This window comes from Halalkalibacter kiskunsagensis, assembly GCF_037027555.1.
Taxonomy (GTDB): Bacteria; Bacillota; Bacilli; order Bacillales; family Bacillaceae_D; genus Halalkalibacter; species Halalkalibacter kiskunsagensis.
This window is the reverse complement of the sequence record NZ_JAXBLX010000017.1, coordinates 14,685-34,889: the sequence shown is the minus strand read 5'-3', so window position 1 is coordinate 34,889 and position 20,205 is coordinate 14,685. Positions and strand designations below refer to the sequence as shown.

Sequence of the window (20,205 nt, the reverse complement as noted above, 5' to 3'; positions counted from 1 at the left end):
TGATTAGGTATCACCTAATTGACTAGCAGAAAGGATGATTACTCATGTCAGGAACTTCTTATAGCTCTAGCTTTACTTTACTAGTAGTACTGTTCATTCTCCTTATAATTGTAGGTACTGCATACGCTTGCTAACTTTTATTATAAACGAACGAAATAAACCAGAGACCCTTCATGGACTCTGGTTCGTTTATATATCCTACTTATCCCCTAGTTGTTTTCCGTCTTTCTTTCTCCTGTTCGATTCTTTCCATATAAATGTTTCCTTCATTTTCAATCCACTCCTGTTCCATATGTTTATCTTCGACTGAATATTTGACTGACAAATAACCACTTAAGACAATTCCTGCAAGAACAAAATACACCCACCAAGGACTTGATAACAGTATTCCTCCAACAGCTGTTTGAGTCAATAAGAACGCAACTACAAGGATCGCTAGTAGAATTAGTGCTATTCGTTTATTATTTGGTTTACTTTTCATGATTACCCCTCCATGCTTGTATCTTTACTATAGGGTATGTACAAGCATGATAGCTTAGAACAAAAAAACTAATTAATAAGGTCATACATATCCATTCCCTTTATGCATCAGGAACAGCTATAAATTAAACGCTTGGATATGTGTGAACATCCAAGCGTTTACTTTTGACGCATAGTCATCTCATACACCGTTATACATCTAATGGTGGTTCATGAAAACTGGGTTTATAAAAGCTACGGTGATCCATGGCCATGACACGTTCAGAAAATTCACCCGGTTGAACTCGTTCTAATGCCCGGTCCATCATATTCATTTTCGCGTCAATATTATCAATCATATGTAATACCTCTGCTTCACGAATGACAGGCACTTTAGGGCTTCCCCATTCTCCTTTTCCATGATGACTCAAAATTAAATGCTGAAGCATTAAAACTTCTTCTCCTGTTATTCCAAGTTCCTTAGCTGTATCTGCTACTTCACTTACCATAATGGAAATATGTCCAATCAACTTCCCTTCCAATGTATAGGATGTATCAATTGGGCCTGACAACTCTCTTACTTTGCCGAGATCATGCAAGATAATACCGGAATATAACAAATCCGTATCCAAAGTTGGATATAACACAGCTAAACTTTTAGCAACTTTTAACATACAAACGACATGATACGCGAGCCCGGAAACAAATTCATGATGATTTCTTGTTGCTGCAGGCGACTCCAAAAAAGGCTCCTGATATTTCTTTAATAGATGTCGTGTAATACGTTGTATATTGGGGTTTTTCATTTCAAAAATATACTGTGTAATTTCCTCTAACATATCAGCCGGAGCTAATGGAGCTGACCTTACAAAATCAGCTACCTTTACTTGATCCATCGCGGTAGTTGGACGAATGCTACTGATTTTCATTTGTAACCTACCACGATAATCAGAGACTTCCCCATGAAGATGAACAATGATTTGACTAGTAAATGTAGCCTCATCATCAGGTGAACATCCCCATAGCTTCGCTTCAATCTCTCCAGTATGGTCAGCCAACATTAACGTTAGAAAAGGCTTGCCGTTACTCGCCACTCCTTTTGTTGCCGATTTAATTAAGTAATAGGTTTCAACTCGATCTCCGACTTGTTGAAACCGGATTCCCTTACTCATTTATCTCTTCACCTCACCTAATAGAAATCTATTTATTCATAGTATAGCATAATTTTAAATCACGCCTTTTACATAAGTATCAATTCCTGATTACTATTAAGTATAGTGAGTGAATAATCCTCCAACGCCTCTAGAAAGTTTGCCTCTAATTTCACATCTTGAGCACTCCAACAAACGTATTTTAAGCTTCCTTATAGGATCTCTCGTGACAGAGAGTCTTACAGTCTTACCTTCATTTTATTGCAATAATTATTTGCTGCTTAGATGTCCTCACCCCAACAGGTTTTACTATTAGATTCAATAAAAAACTACCTGCCTCAGTCAGATAGCTGGACAGATAGTAACAAATCATTTATTTAAGTCTTACCTTTATTTAGCCAAGCGAATCACATTCCATGAAAGCTTAGGTAGGTTGGCTTCTAATTTACCACCATCCACTTTCGCATCACCATTATTATGTGGAACAACGTTTGTGTGATTGTGCTGATTTGTTGCCTTGACATCATCATTCTCAAGAACGATATGTTCAACCACTCTATATCCTTCAAAACTTCTAACATCAGCATCAAGGGACATTACATCTGTTTGGTGGCGGTTCACCGCAAAGATTGTCACAGCTTCACTTTCTTCATCATAAACAGATACTGTATCTAGATAAGGAACATCCGTAAAATCCTTACTATCATATTTAGGAGAAGATACGATTGCGTTTAATGCAACCCCTCTACCAAATACAGATGCGTGCATGTATGGGTAGAAGATCGATTGTTTCCAAGCTTCGCCGCCATTTTCCGTCATGATCGGAGCGATGACATTAACTAACTGAGCCAAACACGCAATTTTTACACGGTCAGCACGTTTGAGTAAGGAGATGAGCATGCTTCCAACTAGAAGCGCATCTTCAAACGTATAAATGTCTTCAAGTTGTGGCGGTGCAATCGTCCATGGCTCAATTTTTTTATCTGCTTCATTTGAATGGAACCAAACATTCCACTCATCAAATGATAGGTTAATCGTTTTCTTGCTGCGCTTTTTCGCTTTTATATAATCTGCAATTGAAATCACAGAATAAATAAACTGATCCATATCAAGTGATTGTGCCAGATAGTTTGCTAAATCTTCATCACGGTTCCCATAATATGTGTGCAATGAGATAAATTCAACGTGATCATACGTATGTTCAAGAACAGTCGCTTCCCACTCAGCAAATGTTGGCATATGACGATTCGAGCTTCCGCAAGCGACCAATTCAATGGAAGGATCAACCCACTTCATTGCTTTTGCTGTCTCAACCGCAATACGACCATACTCATCAGCCGTACGGTGACCGATCTGCCAAGGACCGTCCATTTCATTTCCTAGGCACCATGTTTTAATTTTATGTGGCTCCTTATAACCATGCTTAATACGAAGGTCACTCCAGTATGATCCGGATGTATGGTTGCAATATTCGACTAAATTGCGAGCGGCATCGATTCCTCTTGTTCCAAGGTTTACGGCCATATTTACTTCAGCATTAACCTTTTTCGCCCAATCCATAAATTCATTCGTTCCAATTTCATTAGTCTCTGTTGTTCTCCAAGCTAAATCTAAACGACGTGGCCGTTCTGCTACAGGACCTACCCCATCTTCCCAGTTATACCCAGAAACAAAGTTTCCACCTGGATAGCGAACAATAGGTACCTTTAATTCTTTCACAAGTTCCATAACATCTTTACGAAACCCTTGCTCATCAGCCTCTGGATGACCAGGCTCATAAATCCCCCCGTACACAGCTCTTCCTAGATGCTCAATAAAAGATCCATAAATTCGATTATCAATTTCACCAATTTTAAACTCTTTATCAATGGTCATAGACGCTTTAATTGTCATAATATACCTTCCTCCCTTTCGTACGTGCACATATTTAGGTAGCTAGTAACACTTACATCCCTGACAGTCACCTCTAAACCTTCATCTTGGCTCTCACCCTTAGTTCATTGCTAATACAACAACAGACATTGGAGGTAGCTTGACGTTTAACCCTTCCTCTTCCACAGAGAATGCGTTAAATTCAACAGGTTTCACATTTTCACCATGTTCAAATGAATTATGAGCATCCATCTTATCAGCCGTTAAAATTCTACCGCTAACATTTGCATTTGATATTGCTAGACCACGGATATCGATGTTCACTTCTGCGTCATTTTCATGGTCAATATTACAAATGCTTACATGCACTGTACCTTCTTCATTTTTAGAAGCGGTAAGGCTGACTTGCGGCAACGTTTCACCATTAAATTTGTAATCAGTTGCCTTCGTATCAAGCGCTACTCTTTTTGCATCATGATGTACCTTATACATTTCAAATACATGATAAGTAGGAGTGAAAATCATTTTTTCTCCCTCAGTTAAAATCATGGATTGAAGAACATTCACCGTTTGCGCAATGTTCGTCATTTGAACACGGTCACAATGATCATGGAAAATATGAAAATGAAGACCGGCAACAAGTGCATCTCGAATTGTATTTTGTTGATACAAGAAGCCAGGATTCGTACCAGGCTCTACATCAAACCATGTTCCCCACTCATCGATAATCATTCCAATACGCTTCTCAGGGTCATATTTATCCATGATCGTCCCATGTTTACGAATTAACGTATCCATATGTAATGCTTTTTTCATCGTTACAAACCACTCATCTTCAGGGAATCCTGTGGCTGCCCCTTTCCCTGTCCAAAACTCACCAGGTACAGTATAATAATGAAGGCTTAATCCATCCATATAGCGCGCAGATTCTCGCATTAACACTTCTGTCCAATTATAATCATCAACATTAGCGCCACCTGCAATCTTATAAATCTTGTTTCCGTCATAATTACGAACATAAGTCTGATAGCGACGATAGAGATCTGAGTAGTATTCAGGACGCATATTCCCTCCGCATCCCCAATTCTCATTTCCAACACCAAAATAGGTTAATTTCCACGGCTCTTCTTGCCCATTCTCTCTTCGCCAATTTGCCATTGGCGACTCACCTTTGAATGTCATGTACTCTACCCATTCCGACATCTCTTGGACAGTACCGCTTCCAACATTCCCACAAATATATGGCTCACATTCAAGCATTTCACACAGCATCATAAATTCATGCGTTCCAAAATGATTGTTCTCTACAACACCACCCCAGTGTGTATTCACCATTCTTTTCCGCTCTTCTCTTGGACCAACTCCATCTTTCCAATGATACTCATCAGCAAAGCATCCACCTGGCCAACGGAGCACAGGGATGTTAATGTTTTTTAATGCTTCTACTACATCATTACGAATCCCGTTTGTATTTGGAATCGGTGAATCTTCCCCCACCCATATTCCTTCATAAATACATCTGCCTAAGTGCTCAGCAAAGTGTCCATAAATATTTTTATTAATTTTTCCTTGTTCGACATCAACATTTAAAATTGCCTGTTGTTTCATGTTTAATTCACCTCATATTTTTTGGTTTTTCTTATAACTAACTTACGTGTACGTACACGATAAAATTAACAAAAAGTTACTTCCTCCACTAATCAGAAAGGATTTACGTAACATTAACGGGTCTATACAAAATTCTCCTAAACATTATATTAAGAGTACTTTTATTGCTCTTCTGCCAATTTCATCACCATTCCTCGTTTAACATCGGTTAAACGAGGAGTGATGAATTTTAGATCCACATCAAGCAAAAACTGGCATCTTCACTTATATACTAATCTTGCATATTAGATTCGATCGTCTTTTGTGCATTTTTCAAGGCTTCTTCTGGCGTTTGTGTTTGTTGTCTCAGTGCATCATTGAAAATATTGGTAGTAAACTCATTAGCTACATTAGGCGTGTATGGCGTAACATTAATAGAATTAATCTCCTCACGAACTTCTAATAATACATCAAAAATATTATCACCGAAGAATTGATAGTATTTATTGTCCTCATTGAATACGTCATTTTCCCATACGTCCCAACGTGGAGGATCAAACCCAAGGACAGTCCAAAGCTTTTCATTTGCCTCTTCAGAAAGCTTAGCATACGCTAAGAAATCTTTAGCAAGATCTTCATGCTCTGTTTGGTTAGTAACAACGGTTCCTGTCCCCCCCATACCAGCTGAACGGAAGCCACCTTCTTCCCATGCAGGAAGTGGCTGAATCAACATTTTGCCCTTTAGTTCAGGCATATTTTCAAGGAAACGTCCCATATACCAGATCGGCATGGCCAAAGAAGCTACATTTCCTTCATTCATATACGCATAAAACTCTTCTGCATGCGGTTGCCCACCTGGTGAAAGCTCCGCAACTTCATGAACATAAATTAAATCATGTAGATATTGTAGCACTTCAATATTATCTGGAGCGTCCAAAGTTAAATTACCATTTTCATCAAACCAATCTGAACCACGTTGGCTGACCATTTGAAACATAGGTAAGTAATCATCTGTATGAACGGTTGTCATCACTTTACCTGTATTTTCTACGACTTGTTTACCAGCTTCTACATAGTCATCCCATGTTTTAATTGATTCAACGTCTACCCCTGCTTCATCCATAATTTCTGTGTTGTAGTACATCACAGATGCACCAACATGAGTAGGCATTCCGTAATATTCGCCATCTTTCGCATAGATATCAAAACGAGCTTCAACGAATTTATCAAGAACCGGTTCCACATGATCATTCATTGGTAACATTTGTGGTACCCCTTGTAGATAATTAGGGAAACGAGAAATTTCAATATCAGCTAAATCAGGTGCTCCTGAACCTGATTGCAACGCAAGTAATAAATTGTTGTGCATTTGGTCAAATGGATATGTTTCGGCAACGAGTTTTAGTGGTCTATCAGGGAATTCTTCATTCCAACTGACCGCTGCATCCTCAAATAAATCCACATGTTGACCTGCAAATGTCCAAAACGTTAGTTCTGTAGCACCTTCAATGTCATCACCAACGACAGAGGTTTCATCTGCATCACCTGAAGAAGATGAACCACCACCGCAAGCAACTAACACGAGCGCCATAATCCCAATAAACGTAAATAACAAACTTTTCCTTTTCATCACAATCCCCCTATTTTTTAATAGACATCATAAATCTGAAAACCTTAGGAAAAATTATTAAATACATCACCTCCTCAAAGTTCTCGATACTTTTAGATAATGTTTGGTTAACGCTTTCAATTGCTAATTTAAGAGGTTTGCTCATCTAATTGTCCAAAAGTTTGCATAGAAAGCCACATACAACCTATTGTAGCTAGGCTAATTGAAAAAAACGGGATTAATCCTGGAAAATCTAGTGAAAAATATACAACTGTAAAAACAACTAAACCACTTGCTAATGTATAGTGAATTTTCGTCAACCCAATAATGATTGCACTGCGAATATATGAAAACCACGATGTTTGATAATGTGCCAATAGTGGGAAAACCCATATAACAACGATGATGTAGAAAAATAAAATAAAGTAGAAAGCGAACGGAACAACAAATAGTAGCTCTTCACTTGAATTAGCAATTGCTAGATAATTCATGTAAAGTATCCCACCGATGATAGTTAGCAACCATCCTATCAAATTAGAACGTATGAACTCTTCTCTGTAAATTTGCTTAAAGGTTTTCCACATTTTTATATCAGTGTTTCCCATTATCAATTTTCTAGATAACCCTAATGCTGCTAAGGTTGCTGGAAACACTCCTCCTATAAATAAACCTAATAGCGTATAGTAAAACCACAATATATTTATTACAGCTAGTTGCACGATCCAGTGAAGGATTCGATCAAGCGATGATACAATTTGGGTACCGTTCATTCTATCCACCTCTTTATTTTCACAATAATCCTTTTCCTTAAAATCTCGTATATCAATTATCCTTTTACTCCACCAACTGTTAGTCCCGCTACGAAATATCGTTGGAAGAAAATAAACAAGATAACAATCGGAACAATTGTCATTACAGAACCAGAAAGTAAAATATCATAGTTGTTACCATATGGTGTTAATAATGTCGCTAAGCCTATTGGCAATGTAAACATATCATTAGAACGTAACACGACTAATGGCCAAAGGAAGTTATTCCAACTACCTAACCCTTGTAAAATAGCCATTGCTGCTAATGAAGGTCCCATAAGCGGAAACATTATCTTGAAAAATATACCATATTCAGTACATCCATCAATTCTTGCAGCATCCATTAGTTCTTTTGGAAGCCCTAATGCATATTGTCTAAAGAAAAAGACGGCAACCGGTGCAACAATCGCAGGTAATATAACTGCTGTATACGTATTTACTAAATTTAGTTTAATCATTAATTGAAAAAGAGGTAACATTAATATCTCAAATGGAATCATCAAAATGATTAAAACTAGTAAAAAGAAAAAGTTTCTACCTTTGAAATCGTATACTGCCAATGCATATCCTACCATAGAAGAGAAAAGCAGGGATAAGACAACAATAACGATTGATATCCACAGACTATTCCCGAACCATGTCCAATATAGACCTGCTTCAGTGAAAATGTAGATAAAGTTATCTAAAGTTAAAGTGCTAGGATCAAAGATTAAGCTTATCCCATTCCTCATTAAGTCAGTTGCCGGCCTGAATGAAGCAAGTATTAAAGTTAAAAGCGGAAATAAGGCAACAAATGCTACAATAGCAATCCCAATTGTGAGTAGCCATATTAATAAAGGATTATTCGTTTGTTTCATTACTGATCCCCCCTTTTAAATGCTCCAGTTAAATACAGTTGAGTCAAGCTGATTACAAAGATTATTAACATTAATACAACACCAATAGCTGCCCCAAATCCCATATCATTCTGTTGAATACCTTCTTGATATAGGTAACCAACTATCGTTAAACCAATATTCCCTGGTGAACCAGCTGTCCAGAATACGAAGCTTTCTTCAAACATTCTAAATCCACCGATAATCGAAATAGTCGCAACGAAAATGGTTACTGGTTTTAAAAATGGCAACGTAACATAAAAGAATTTCTGAACAGTACTCGCACCATCAATATCTGAAGCTTCATATAATTCTTTCGGTACATTTTGTAACGCAGCAAGGAAATACAATATGTTAATCCCCATCCAGCGCCAAGATGCGAGAACAACCATTAGGAACATCCCTGACCAGGCATTGTATCTCCACTCAACCGAATCAAATCCTATCCAACCTAGGATTTGGTTCGCTACCGCTGTATCACTTTCAGAAAACATTAAACGAAAAACCATACCCGCAACGATTACTGACGTTAATGCAGGTAAAAATAATGACGTCCTAAATAATATCCTAAATTTAAGAACATTCGAATTTAACAAAACAGCTAACAACATCGGAATTGAGACTAAAATAATAACAGTTAAAATCACATAGACCGTCGTATTCTGTAAAGCTGTGTAAAACGTTGGATTAAAAATTCTCGTATAATTCCTTAATCCAATGAACGTAACTTCACCAGGCAACACTCTTTGGAAACTCATAATAATTGCTTGAATTGCCGGGTATAACGACAATACTAAAAACGAAAGAATAAATGGTGAAATCAAGATATACGGCACTACTTTTTGAGAGTTTAAAAAATTTAATAAACCGCCAGACTTCTTATTTGTAACTTGGACTACTTCTTGATTGGTACTCTTTCCATTCTGTAACATAAGAACCCCCCTAAATTTTTTGGGTTTTCGGATTTACCCTTAACGTGTACGTACACGTTTAAGGGTAAGATCGTTTAAGTCATCTTGGTTCGACATCAACTTTTCAAATGGCATAATATTTCCTGTTTTATTCATTCATATTATTGGCTTTGTTCTTTCTACCCCAAATCTCGTGTACGTACACGAATCAACAAAAAAAATCCATGACTTTCTCGGTCAAAACAGGAAGCGTTTACATAATTTCTAATAGAGACTTGCATTAGAAAAAAGCACCAAGGTTTTCCTTCCACGTGTATGTACACGATATTAAACTAAAAGCTAACTCTCCCCCCTCATTCAACAAAATGAGACAAAAAGTGTTGATTAATATAATTAAACAGTAACACCCTTCTCGACAATCGTCAACCACATTTTCAAATTTTCAGACAACATCTAGATAGACTCACCTTTAATAATTTCATAGTCTAGCAAAGGAGTCGATATAAAATCCCCAAAATTAATTTTATTAACCATGCTTTCTACAGACCTTTTCCCAATTTCATCAATTGGGTATTTAACTGTCGTTAATCGTGGTGTGACGTATTTTAACATATCAATATCATCAAAACCCATTACTCCTACCTGTTCAGGAATATTTAACCCTTTTTTCTTTAGATAATTCATTACTTCTAGTGCATAGAGATCCGTCGAACAGACAATAGCTACTTTTACATCTTTGCTAAACGTTATGTTTTCTAACTCTTTAATATACTCACTGTTCTTTACAATAAGTGGGTTAGAGGTAATATCATTTCTTTTTAGCCCTTCATAAAAACCACTCAGCCTTTCTTCTTGCGTGTAAATATTTGTTTTACCTAAATACGCTAGAGGTGGACTAATATAAATAAACTTTTGATACCCTTCACCAGCAATATAGTCTACCGCCTCTTTCATAGCTTGACGCTCCCGAATCCCTACATACTCCCATTTTTCCGAAATATAATTAAAAATTGTAATAATAGGAGTATCAAACTTGCTTAAATAAGATTCAAATTGCTCGCCCTGATTCACTGTAAATAGGATAATGCCATCAACTTTTCGGTTTACTAAATAATCAATACAGTTGATTTCATTTTCCGGCTTTTTATCTGATAGAGTAATATAAACAAAATAGCCTAATTCTCTCGCTTTTAATTCAATCGCATTTAATAATTGAGCAAAGGAACGGTTATATAAATCAAACAAGACGACCCCAATCGTCATTGTTTTTCCTATTACAAGACTTCTTGCCGTATAATCGGGTTGATAGTTCATCTCCTCAGCTACTTTTAGAACCTTTTTTCTTGTTTTCTCGCTAATCCCTGTTCGGTTATTAAGTGCTCGATCCACTGTTCCAGCTGACACTCTACAAATATTAGCAATATCTTTAATAGTTACCTTCACTATTTCTCACCTCTAACTCTCATCAGAATTTATTCTCTTAGCTTTGACTCAAATTATACATATGCTTATATAAGCTGTCTATCTACTTTATAAAATTACTTAAAAAGCAATGTGCTTGGCCTAAGAAAAACACAAGTGGGTTCTATTCCTTCTAGAAGTTACTATTAATTATTACAATTTACTAACTCCTAGCCCTATACGAAAAAAAAAGAAGATGGTTTATCCCATCTTCTTATTCTTTCGTTTTTGGTCTTTTCGGTATTTTGGAAAATAGATTGAGAATTTAACCCCAACGTTACTGTTTTCCACCTTTGGATATCCGCCATGCAATTCGGTAATTCTTTTAACAATAGCAAGACCAAGGCCGAATTTCCCTTTGTTTCCTTTATAAAATGGATTAAATAATTGTGGCAAATCATGGGCCGGAATCGCTTCTCCATTATTTTCAACGTTGATGATAATCTGGTCCTCTGTTGAAGTAGCAGACATCCAAATCGTATCTTTGGCATAACGAAGTGCATTTTCTACTAAATTCTCTAATAAGACCTCAAGCTGTTCACGATCACCAAAAATTTCAGTTTCAGCACCACTTACTAAGATTTTCACATCTTCCCGCTGAACTCGAAATCGCTCTTCAATTTGAAAAGCAATTGACCCAAAGACAATTTGTTCATGCTTTGGACTTTCTTCTTTTAGTGAATCTAGTTTCGTATAATACAACATGTCAATGACTCGTCGTTCCATTCGGTTTGCTTCTTCAATAATGACGTCCATCGTTTGTTCCATATTCTTTTTTGGCAATATCCCATCTTTAACTGAATGTGCGTAACTTTTTATAACCATAATAGGTGTTTTCAGTTCATGGGAAGCATGTTGAATAAATGTTTTTTGAGCACGATCATAAAGATTTAAATTTTGCCTCATTCTTTCAAACTGATCAGACAACCGTTGAAAATCCTCATCGCCCTTCCACTTTAACGGTTCCTTCCAATCACGGTTAGCGATTTGTTCTAAATGATTTCCCAGAACGATTAGAGGTTGACGCAAATAGTGCTTTAACCAAATTGCAGGCAATAGACTCAGCCCACTCGTTAAAAGCAGAATATACACTAAACGTTCCCATAAGCGGTTAACCATTTGATCACGATACGTATCCCACATATATGAAATATGAAATGCCGGGTAATCGTCAATTTGCGCTTTAGCAATTACATAAAACACAGTCGCTCCTCCGTATTGGATTTCATAACGACCACGGTTCACTTCCTGTCGGTAAGCATTCTGTGCCATTTCCTGCAAAACTTCCTTTGGAGGAGGGGCCCCTTCTGCTGGACGACCTAATGTATCATAGATAAAGAAGTGACCTACTCTCCCTGCTTCGCGGTCTGTAAAATCATGTTCGTTTCTCGGGTTTAGCAGGTCGAGTAATGGATAAGCACTTCTTATTTGTTCATGTTCAATAAGACGATACGTTTCTTCTGTCAACGTACCTTTAATCGAAATAGGATAAATAATAATGATTGATAAGCCCACTAGAACGATAATTGAAATAAACGCAAGCCAAATCCGATGCGTTAAATTCACTTTAATCATGAAGAAAGGATCCTATAACCATAGCCATACAACGTTTCTAAATGAACTCGCGGCATTTTTTTTCGGACTCGTCTAACAACATCGTCAACAGCTCTCTCGGAACCAAAATAATTCTCTCCCCATACATATTCGATAATCTTTTCCCTTGAAAATGCTTTTCCTACCTCTCCTGTAAGAAGCAAAATAAGATCCATTTCCTTCGTTGTTAAATCAACAAGCTTCTCACCTTCTGCCTCTTCGTCTACAACTGTTCGACCAATTGGATCAATCGTATATTGATTTAACTCAACTTTCTTTTGTTCTTGTGTCGATATACCATAAACACGATTTAATAATTTCTTCGCCCGTATAATTAACTCCTGAGGAAGAAATGGTTTTGCTAAATAGTCATCGCTTCCCATTTCAAGACCTAATACACGATCAAGGTCTTGATCTCGTGCTGAAATAAAAATGACTGGTGTGTCAGTTTCTTCCTTAATCGCTTTTAATAATTGATAACCATCTGTTCCTGGCAACATAATATCAAGGATCCAAAGGTGTGGCTTTTCTGCAATGGCATCGCGAGCAACATCACCATCATGAAAGGCACGAACCTTCCATCCTTCTTTTTCTAAATATGCTTTTAATACTTCCGATAAATTTTCTTCATCTTCTACTAGATAGACGAGATATTCACTCATGTCTCGTTCCTCCTTATTAGGTACGTCTCTAAATTACTACGCTATGTAATATTGTATCTTATTTTAATCGATGAAACGAGTTTCCGATAGTGCAACCGCTACTATCTAATATATTTACAACTTTTCTCACAATCAAACCTTAAAAGTGTGTATTCGTCAAAGAAATATACCAGTCTCTATTTCCCGGGGAAATTTTTCAAAATAATACGTACTAACTTAAAAAACGACATTTAAACAAAATTAAAGAGTTTCAAAAGGGTAAAGCCTTTTGAGACTCTCTAAAATCATGCGAATATTGTCTAAGTGATTTTTTTTTTGGATCTTGATTTCTATCTAAGCGCAGCAATTGCTGTTAATGCTGCAAGTGGTAAAATTAATCGGTTCCACCATATAGGACGAGGGTACGGTCCATAAGGGTATGGATAATATGGGTAAGGATAATATGCGTAAGGTGGGTAAGTTGGATAATATGGGTAATATCCAGGTGCATAATAACGGTCATATTCTCCGTGTCTAGTCATTGGTTGCTGCTCTTGATGAGCATACGCATGATCTGCCCCTTGCCCATAATCATACATTGACTGGCTCTGCCAGCCGTTCATCAGTTGTTCTAAATCCATATATTGCCCTGTTTCATCTACCGGTACCATAATATAGACATTTTCATCATCCACATGCTCGACTACTCCACTATAACTTGGTTGCCCATTCACTTGTAAAGTTACAGGCTGATTTAAGTATTGTTGACATTGACATTTCATATTGTAAAGTTGATTCATCATTTATTCCCCTCCTTCATCTCACCATTAGCCTATTCAAAAAATGAAAATGGGTGAATGCTTACAATCTGTTCATTCCTTCAAACTGTTCTAAAGAAAAACGAAACTCCTTTGCATTCGTTATATTCCATCAAAACAAAAAAAGGATGTGATCCCTCATACCAATAAGGGGTCACGTCCTTTTACAATTAAACGCTATGTTTTACTTACCTGTGCCGCTTGTTGTTCAAAACGCGTAACAGTAAAGTACGTTTGGCTGATCATAAACAAATTTCCAACTACCCAGTAAAGAGATAGAGCTGATGGCAAAGTAATTCCGGCGACAATAATCATAACCGGCATAATATACATGACGATCTTCATTTGATCATTTAACTGTGCTGAGGTCATTTTCACTTGGATGAAGGTCGTCATCCCAGCAATCAGCGGAAGTAAATACAATGGGTCTGGGCTTCCTAAGTCAAACCATAAAAAAGTATGAAAAGCAATCTGTTCAGTTCGCATAATCGCAAAATAAAAAGCCATCATGACAGGTAGTTGCACAAACAGTGGTAAACATCCCGCCATTGGATTTACCCCATTTTTTTGATAAAGGGCAAACAGCTCTTTTTGCATGTCTTGTTGTTTTTTCGGATCTTGTTTCGAGTCTTTTTTATACTTTTTTTGTAACTCCTCCATCTCTGGACGAAGTGCTTGCATTGCTCTTGAACTCTTTTGTTGTTTTAGTACTAACGGCAATAGAACCAATCGAACTAAAATTGTAACAAGGACAATTGAAAGTCCATAACTACCGTTAAAAAGTTCCGCTACATAAATAATAAGCCAAGACATTGGATAGATAAAGAAGTGATTCCATATCCCTTCAGTTTCTGCAGTTATCGGAGCTTGTTCAACTGCTCCACATGATGTAAGAACTAAGATTAAACTTAATAATGCTAATGCAATTCCAATTTTTTTCACAAAATTTCCTCCTTGTTGTTTTTCATCGGTTATGAAAAAGCAACAAGAATAGAATCTTCATCATCCTGATTCGTATGATCGATAAGAGATGGTATTTTTGGTCTATATAATTTCGTACAATGGTGGACGAGAAATGGAGTTTTCTGATCATTGTCTTTCATACTAACAAGCTGTCTCTTCCAATTTGTACGAAGCTCCCATTCAATTAAGAATACATTCGCTTTCGTAAACGCAGCTAGAAAAAGCATTGTTATAAAGACACTGACCCATATCATCGTCATATCCGAAATGATTTCAACCATACTCAACCACCTCCTTCACTAGTTATGTTCATTTTATCACATAACCATGAGCTAAACAAAAACAGCTTTTGCCATTTCTTTCACTAACATTTTCTATGCTCATTCTTTGGACAAAATCTTTGCTTCAACATGCTATTTTTTATCAAAAATGTAAAAAGACCCTCATCATGCAATGAAGGTCTCAATTACGTTTAATAAAAACGCAACAAATCACCATATAAGATCTTATCTGAAAGGTCCAAATCAAGATTTGCCTTCTCGAAAAAAGGCTCACAGTTCTCTAAATCGGTTTCTGTTCCATCTGTTTTTAAATAGCAACTCCCTTTTGTATAGACAAAGGCATCTGTAACAAAGCTTCGGTCCCGAAGTACAGCAAATGATTGACGGTCTGGCGAAAATAAATCAGAACCGAATTGAATGTCTTCTTTTGTGTCCATTCCAAGTAAGTGCATAATCGTCGGCTTTATATCAATTTGCCCTGATACACTATGATTGACCTCATTCGTTTGACCCGGAATATGAACGATCATCGGTACTCTTTGTAGCTGAACGTGGTCAAAGGGTGTTAATTCTTCTTTCCCTAAGAATTTGCTCATTGCTCTATGGTGATATTCTGATATTCCGTAATGATCTCCATATAAAATAAAGATTGAGTCTTCATACATTCCCTCTTCTTTTAATCGATCAAAAAAGACTTCTACTGCATGATCCATATAACGAACTGTTGGAAAATAACGATTTAACGTCCCACTATTTGAATCAAATTCTTCAATCAGCTTATCCTCTTCTCCTAATTCAAACGGAAAGTGATTCGTTAACGTAATAAACTTCGTATAATATGGTTCTGGTTGTGATTTTAACAGATCAATCGATTGTTCGAAGAAATCCTTGTCCTTTAGACCCCAGCCTATTGAATTCTCTTCATTCACATCGTAAGAGTTAATATCAAAGAATTTGTTATAGCCAAGAGATAAGTACATCATGTCACGATTCCAGAAGCTTTTATTGTTAGCATGCATGACTGACGTATAATACCCTGACTCGTTAAAGATTTCTGGTAAGCTATTAAATTTATTTCCAGCATGAGTAAAGAACACAGCACCACTATCTCTACCGAATAACGAGTTGGCCACTAAAAATTCAGAATCAGATGTTTTCCCTTGTGCAGTTTGATGATAGAAATTATCAAAGTAATAGCTCTCCTTAATCAAGCTGTTTAAAAATGGAGTAATTTCTTCACCATTAAGCGATTCATTTATAACAAAACTTTGCAATGATTCTAATGACAATACAATAACATTTTTCCCATTAGCTATCCCGTTCATGTCTGGATCTGGTTCTTTGTAATTTTCATTCCGATATCTAAGTACTTCATCAATATCGGAGCTTTCTGCAAACACTCGTTGAGCTTTCGATTGTGATTGAATAAATGCGTCATATACATGGTAATTCATAATCCCAATATTTTTCACTAGCATCTCACGATCAAACGCACGAGTTAAAAGTTGCGGTCGTTCTAGTTGAGCAATGCTAATATTAATAAAAAATAGCAATGCCGTTACAGCTAAAAGGAAAACAGGCTCACGCTTTCCTCTAGCATAAATCGGTATGTTATTTTTCAAAACTAAGAAAGTTAAAATGACAATATCAAGTAACAATAGGACATCTGAAAATTTAATTAATTCCGTGATACTTCTTTGTAAGTCTTGAGCATTACTTGTTTGGAATAATACTGGCCAAGTAAGAAAGTCACTAAAAAAGCGGAAGTATATAAGGTTAAAGTACAAGATACATGTTGCGAGTAAACTTGTTATTATTACCATTATATTTCTTGACTTTCCGCCCAAAAACAGGCTAAGTCCAATTAATAAAACAGTTGAACTTAAAGGATTAATAATGAGTAAAAACTCTTGTAAGAAATTTTCAGACTGAATGCGAAACCCCATTTTGTAAATTATATAAGTCTTTGTACATAAAAAAAAGACTGCTAACATTATAAATTTTAGCCGAACAAGCTCAGCTTTGATTCTATCCATTTTTGCTAACTCCTCTCAAAAAGAAAACAATATTTTACAAAAAATTGCTATACCTTATAATATATTATTCTTTTCTTGTGACAAGTCAACAGGAAAATAGATTCACAGCCTAATCAGATAATAGTTTTCGAGTTAAATTACTCACCTTTTTGCTTCTGTCCAGCCAATAGTAAATATATATTCAAACAAATAATTCCTTTTTATATGTACCTTTCCACCCTAGATAAAGAAAGCATCAACCAAACTGGCTGATGCTTTACCTGACCTTATGCTCCTTCCCGCTATAATTGGACTCTTAGTTGTTTTCTAAATACTTCTTTTATCATATAGGATACACCATTTTGTTCATTAGATCTTGTTAACCAATCTGCAACGTTTTTTACCGACTCTGTCGCATTGCCCATGGCAACACCCAAACCAACTTGGTTAATCATCTCAACATCGGTTTCCTGTGCACCAATCGCAACCATTTCATTTGAAGCTACCCCTAAATATTGTCCCAATGTTTGTAATCCTCTTGCTTTTGAAACCCCAGTGCCAACAATTTCCAAACGCCCAGGAGCTGATTCAAACATATTAATGCCCGTAACTATGTCATCTAATTGTCTAACAGCTTTCTTTTGCTCGTGGGCATCAAAGAATTGAACTTGGATTTTGGGTGGAGCGATTGGTTCTTCCATTAATCGTTCACATACTGAATCAACAAAAGAAATTGGATAAAAGAGAGGATCACCAACACCAATCGTCATTTTTGCAATTAAATGATTACGTTGTCTTACTTTATTTCCAATAGAAAATGCTTCATGTAACACACGGATGTGACAATCATAGCGCTCTAGTATATCGACAATTTGTAATGCCTTTTCTTCTTTTAAACGTCTAACAAAGATTGGTTCATCTGTATCGTTGGCAATAAATGCCCCATCACTAGAAATTAAAAACCCGTCAACTTTTAACGCTTTTGCTATTTTTTTTGCTGATGGAAATGGCCTTGATGTGGCAAGAGTCACATACACCCCTTTTTCCTTCACATATTCAATTGCATCCTTCGTTTGTTTACTTATACGCGCATTTGACTTTAATACAGTTCCATCGATGTTTAGGGCTAGCAATTTGTAAGTCATAGTCGTAAGTCCCCCTTCTTCGTGTTGTCCCTAATAAGCTTTCCCACTAATAGGCTTGCTCTTTATAAATAAGATTATGAGAACAGCTCGTTTCTTAGAACCTAGACGTGCTGTCAAATGTTTTTTATACTTACCTTAATGCTATTTGTAAAAAATATTGTTCGTTAAGGGGATTTATATGAAACAAGTTTTGTCTTATTATCTACTACCTATTGTCTTTTTTTTGTTATTATCTTTCTCTCAATTGCATCAACCTGATTCTAAGGCTGTACTTATGACTACTCTTGCTTCAATCAGCATTGGCCTTTTAGCAGGCTTCGTTCTCCACATTACGATGATCATTAAGAAAAAAGTGTCAAAATAAAAAAAGGATTAGCACATAATTTGTGCTAATCCTTTCTACTATTATTGTTCTGGATTTCCGTAAATTTCCTCTAATGGCTCTGTAATAATTTTATTCACATCACCAATAATAACGCTTAGTCGTTGCTCAGCTTCCATTAATTTAGAAATTAACTCATGCTGTTGAACAAGTTCAAATTGTTGTTGTGCTTGCTGTGCTTCCTCTTCTGTGATTTGAACCCCTTGCATTTGCTTTTGCTGAAGCTCAAGTTGAAGCTTGCGGAAATTATCAAGCATTCTCTTTGCAATTTCATCCGCATTGATTTGGGCATGTAGCGATTTTAAAGTTGTAAATTCTTCACTCTCTGCAAGCGTGCTTTTTAATTCATGGGCCTTATCGTAAACATTTGACATTATGTAAATCCTCCTAAAAAATTAGTCCTATCGACTATAACATGTTCGCTTTGTCATTTCACCCGTTCACACGAATTTAAAGCAAATTTACAGTCCTTACTTGATTATTACCCAATCATTGTAACAATAAAACCTTGAATAAGACCAATGATTCCACCTAGTACTGCCCCAAGATACGTAATCATTTTAAATTCACGCTTCGAAATCGACAGAACAAGTTCTTCCAAACGTTCAACTGAAAATGCCTGAACTTGTTCACGAACAATATCATCAAGGTGAAATTTCTCTAGCAATACGTCTAAATGATTGGATAACAGATCAACTAGCACATTCACAAATTTTGGAATTAAGTTATTTTCAATATTATTTTGATAGATACTGCTCCACTCACTCATCGGTTGTTCTAACCATTCGTAAAATGGAATATTAGTGTCAGCAGTTCTTACAATACATGAAACAATCTCTTCTTCATTCAAGTAGCTCTCTACATCCGTGAGCTTTTTTTGTTTGACCTTTTCCCATTCATGTTGGAGTAAATTATGCAAGAGCTCATTTGTTCCTTGATCTTTTAAAAATTTCACAAGCTCTGGTTGAACCTTGTCGACCAACCGTTCGTTTCCTAGAAACATTGATACCATATTCCCTAATGTTCCTTTTGTAAGCAAAAAACGATCCACCATTATGCTTACTTTCTCTTTCCCTTCAGGACTTTGAAGAAATGCATGTCCACGTTCAAGAATGTAGGTAGTGACATTGGGTAAATGAGCTTCTACATTTTTTTGTAACGATTCTGGTAGTAGTTGCTCTAATGTCGCCTCTTTATTTACATTCAAAAATTGCTTATACCCATTACGTACAATCTCTTCTGTTTTCGTTAGAAGTAGCTGCTTAGAATTTTTCATTCCAAAGTGCTGCTCAATTAATAAAGCCGCACTTTTATTACTAGTCAGCATATTTCTTACTTCTATTTGCAGCCAAGATATCATACCTTTAGTAAAATGAGTACTTTTCAATTTCTTACCTAGACCTTCAGCTGTCACTAAATAATCAACAACCATTTTACCTAGCTGACTAGCTAGTTCATCATGTCTTTTTGGAATGAGTCCAGGAGTAAAAGGAACACGCCAAGAACCTATTTTCATTTCCTTATATGGTCTAAATAACATTTTAATTGCTAATGAATTCGTCAACCCACCTATTACAGCGCCGATTGCAACCATAAACCCTATTAATATTATCGTTTGCAAATGACTAACACT

General features: G+C 36.4%; 20 protein-coding genes. 2 read left to right on the top strand and 18 right to left on the bottom strand.

Annotation, left to right across the window (positions count from 1 at the left end; genetic code table 11):
* Nucleotides 1–44 precede the first annotated feature (44 nt).
* Nucleotides 45–134, top strand: a complete 90-nt coding sequence (locus SLH51_RS11600) for a YjcZ family sporulation protein (RefSeq protein ID WP_335961425.1) — start codon at nt 45–47, stop codon at nt 132–134.
* Nucleotides 135–202: 68 nt separating this feature from the next.
* Here the strand turns inward: SLH51_RS11600 and SLH51_RS11595 are convergent, their stop codons facing one another.
* The 16 genes from SLH51_RS11595 to SLH51_RS11520 form a co-directional block, all read right to left on the bottom strand.
* Complete coding sequence (locus SLH51_RS11595) at nt 203–481, bottom strand: sporulation YhaL family protein (RefSeq protein ID WP_335961424.1); 279 nt, start codon at nt 479–481, stop codon at nt 203–205.
* A 190-nt stretch (nt 482–671) separates the two neighbouring features.
* Nucleotides 672–1,631: a 3'-5' exoribonuclease YhaM gene (gene yhaM / locus SLH51_RS11590; RefSeq protein ID WP_335961423.1), complete on the bottom strand. Its 960-nt coding sequence runs from the start codon at nt 1,629–1,631 to the stop codon at nt 672–674.
* A 369-nt stretch (nt 1,632–2,000) separates the two neighbouring features.
* Nucleotides 2,001–3,503, bottom strand: a complete 1,503-nt coding sequence (arfA, locus tag SLH51_RS11585) for an arabinosylfuranosidase ArfA (RefSeq protein ID WP_335961422.1) — start codon at nt 3,501–3,503, stop codon at nt 2,001–2,003.
* A 99-nt stretch (nt 3,504–3,602) separates the two neighbouring features.
* The gene (locus SLH51_RS11580) at nt 3,603–5,090 is read right to left on the bottom strand and encodes an alpha-N-arabinofuranosidase (RefSeq protein ID WP_335961421.1); all 1,488 of its coding nucleotides are present in this window, start codon (nt 5,088–5,090) and stop codon (nt 3,603–3,605) included.
* Between the two features lie 271 nt (nt 5,091–5,361).
* The gene (locus SLH51_RS11575; protein ID WP_335961420.1) at nt 5,362–6,699 is read right to left on the bottom strand and encodes an ABC transporter substrate-binding protein; all 1,338 of its coding nucleotides are present in this window, start codon (nt 6,697–6,699) and stop codon (nt 5,362–5,364) included.
* Nucleotides 6,700–6,827: 128 nt separating this feature from the next.
* Nucleotides 6,828–7,448, bottom strand: coding sequence for a YesL family protein (locus tag SLH51_RS11570; RefSeq protein ID WP_335961419.1), 621 nt, complete (start codon nt 7,446–7,448; stop codon nt 6,828–6,830).
* Nucleotides 7,449–7,504: 56 nt separating this feature from the next.
* Complete coding sequence (locus tag SLH51_RS11565; protein ID WP_335961418.1) at nt 7,505–8,344, bottom strand: carbohydrate ABC transporter permease; 840 nt, start codon at nt 8,342–8,344, stop codon at nt 7,505–7,507.
* Nucleotides 8,344–9,294, bottom strand: a complete 951-nt coding sequence (locus SLH51_RS11560) for a carbohydrate ABC transporter permease (RefSeq protein WP_335961417.1) — start codon at nt 9,292–9,294, stop codon at nt 8,344–8,346. Before SLH51_RS11560 ends, SLH51_RS11565 begins: the two co-directional genes overlap by 1 nt.
* A 432-nt stretch (nt 9,295–9,726) precedes the next feature.
* Nucleotides 9,727–10,716, bottom strand: a complete 990-nt coding sequence (locus SLH51_RS11555; RefSeq protein WP_335961416.1) for a LacI family DNA-binding transcriptional regulator — start codon at nt 10,714–10,716, stop codon at nt 9,727–9,729.
* A 219-nt stretch (nt 10,717–10,935) separates the two neighbouring features.
* The gene (locus SLH51_RS11550) at nt 10,936–12,309 is read right to left on the bottom strand and encodes a sensor histidine kinase (RefSeq protein WP_335961415.1); all 1,374 of its coding nucleotides are present in this window, start codon (nt 12,307–12,309) and stop codon (nt 10,936–10,938) included.
* A complete protein-coding gene (locus SLH51_RS11545) occupies nt 12,306–12,989 on the bottom strand; it encodes a response regulator transcription factor (RefSeq protein ID WP_335961414.1) in 684 nt (227 codons plus the stop codon). The genes SLH51_RS11550 and SLH51_RS11545 overlap by 4 nt, the downstream gene beginning before the upstream one ends.
* Before the next feature lie 329 nt (nt 12,990–13,318).
* Entirely contained in the window at nt 13,319–13,771 is a 453-nt protein-coding gene (locus SLH51_RS11540; RefSeq protein WP_335961413.1) for a hypothetical protein, read from the bottom strand.
* A 192-nt stretch (nt 13,772–13,963) separates the two neighbouring features.
* Complete coding sequence (gene yidC, locus SLH51_RS11535; RefSeq protein WP_335961412.1) at nt 13,964–14,728, bottom strand: membrane protein insertase YidC; 765 nt, start codon at nt 14,726–14,728, stop codon at nt 13,964–13,966.
* A gap of 29 nt (nt 14,729–14,757) precedes the next feature.
* A complete protein-coding gene (locus tag SLH51_RS11530) occupies nt 14,758–15,030 on the bottom strand; it encodes a hypothetical protein (RefSeq protein WP_335961411.1) in 273 nt (90 codons plus the stop codon).
* Between the two features lie 191 nt (nt 15,031–15,221).
* Nucleotides 15,222–17,066 (bottom strand): LTA synthase family protein, encoded by a 1,845-nt coding sequence (locus SLH51_RS11525; protein ID WP_335961410.1) that lies wholly within the window; start codon nt 17,064–17,066, stop codon nt 15,222–15,224.
* Nucleotides 17,067–17,347: 281 nt separating this feature from the next.
* A complete protein-coding gene (locus SLH51_RS11520; protein WP_335961409.1) occupies nt 17,348–18,190 on the bottom strand; it encodes a Cof-type HAD-IIB family hydrolase in 843 nt (280 codons plus the stop codon).
* A gap of 178 nt (nt 18,191–18,368) precedes the next feature.
* Here SLH51_RS11520 and SLH51_RS11515 point away from each other — a divergent pair, with 178 nt between their 5' ends.
* The gene (locus SLH51_RS11515) at nt 18,369–18,554 is read left to right on the top strand and encodes a hypothetical protein (protein WP_335961408.1); all 186 of its coding nucleotides are present in this window, start codon (nt 18,369–18,371) and stop codon (nt 18,552–18,554) included.
* A gap of 41 nt (nt 18,555–18,595) precedes the next feature.
* Here SLH51_RS11515 and SLH51_RS11510 read toward each other — a convergent pair whose 3' ends face one another.
* Together SLH51_RS11510 and SLH51_RS11505 are read right to left on the bottom strand one after the other, a co-directional pair.
* Nucleotides 18,596–18,946, bottom strand: a complete 351-nt coding sequence (locus tag SLH51_RS11510) for a YlbF/YmcA family competence regulator (protein WP_335961407.1) — start codon at nt 18,944–18,946, stop codon at nt 18,596–18,598.
* Nucleotides 18,947–19,053: 107 nt separating this feature from the next.
* Nucleotides 19,054–20,193, bottom strand: a complete 1,140-nt coding sequence (locus SLH51_RS11505; protein WP_335961406.1) for a DUF445 domain-containing protein — start codon at nt 20,191–20,193, stop codon at nt 19,054–19,056.
* Nucleotides 20,194–20,205: the final 12 nt, after the last annotated feature.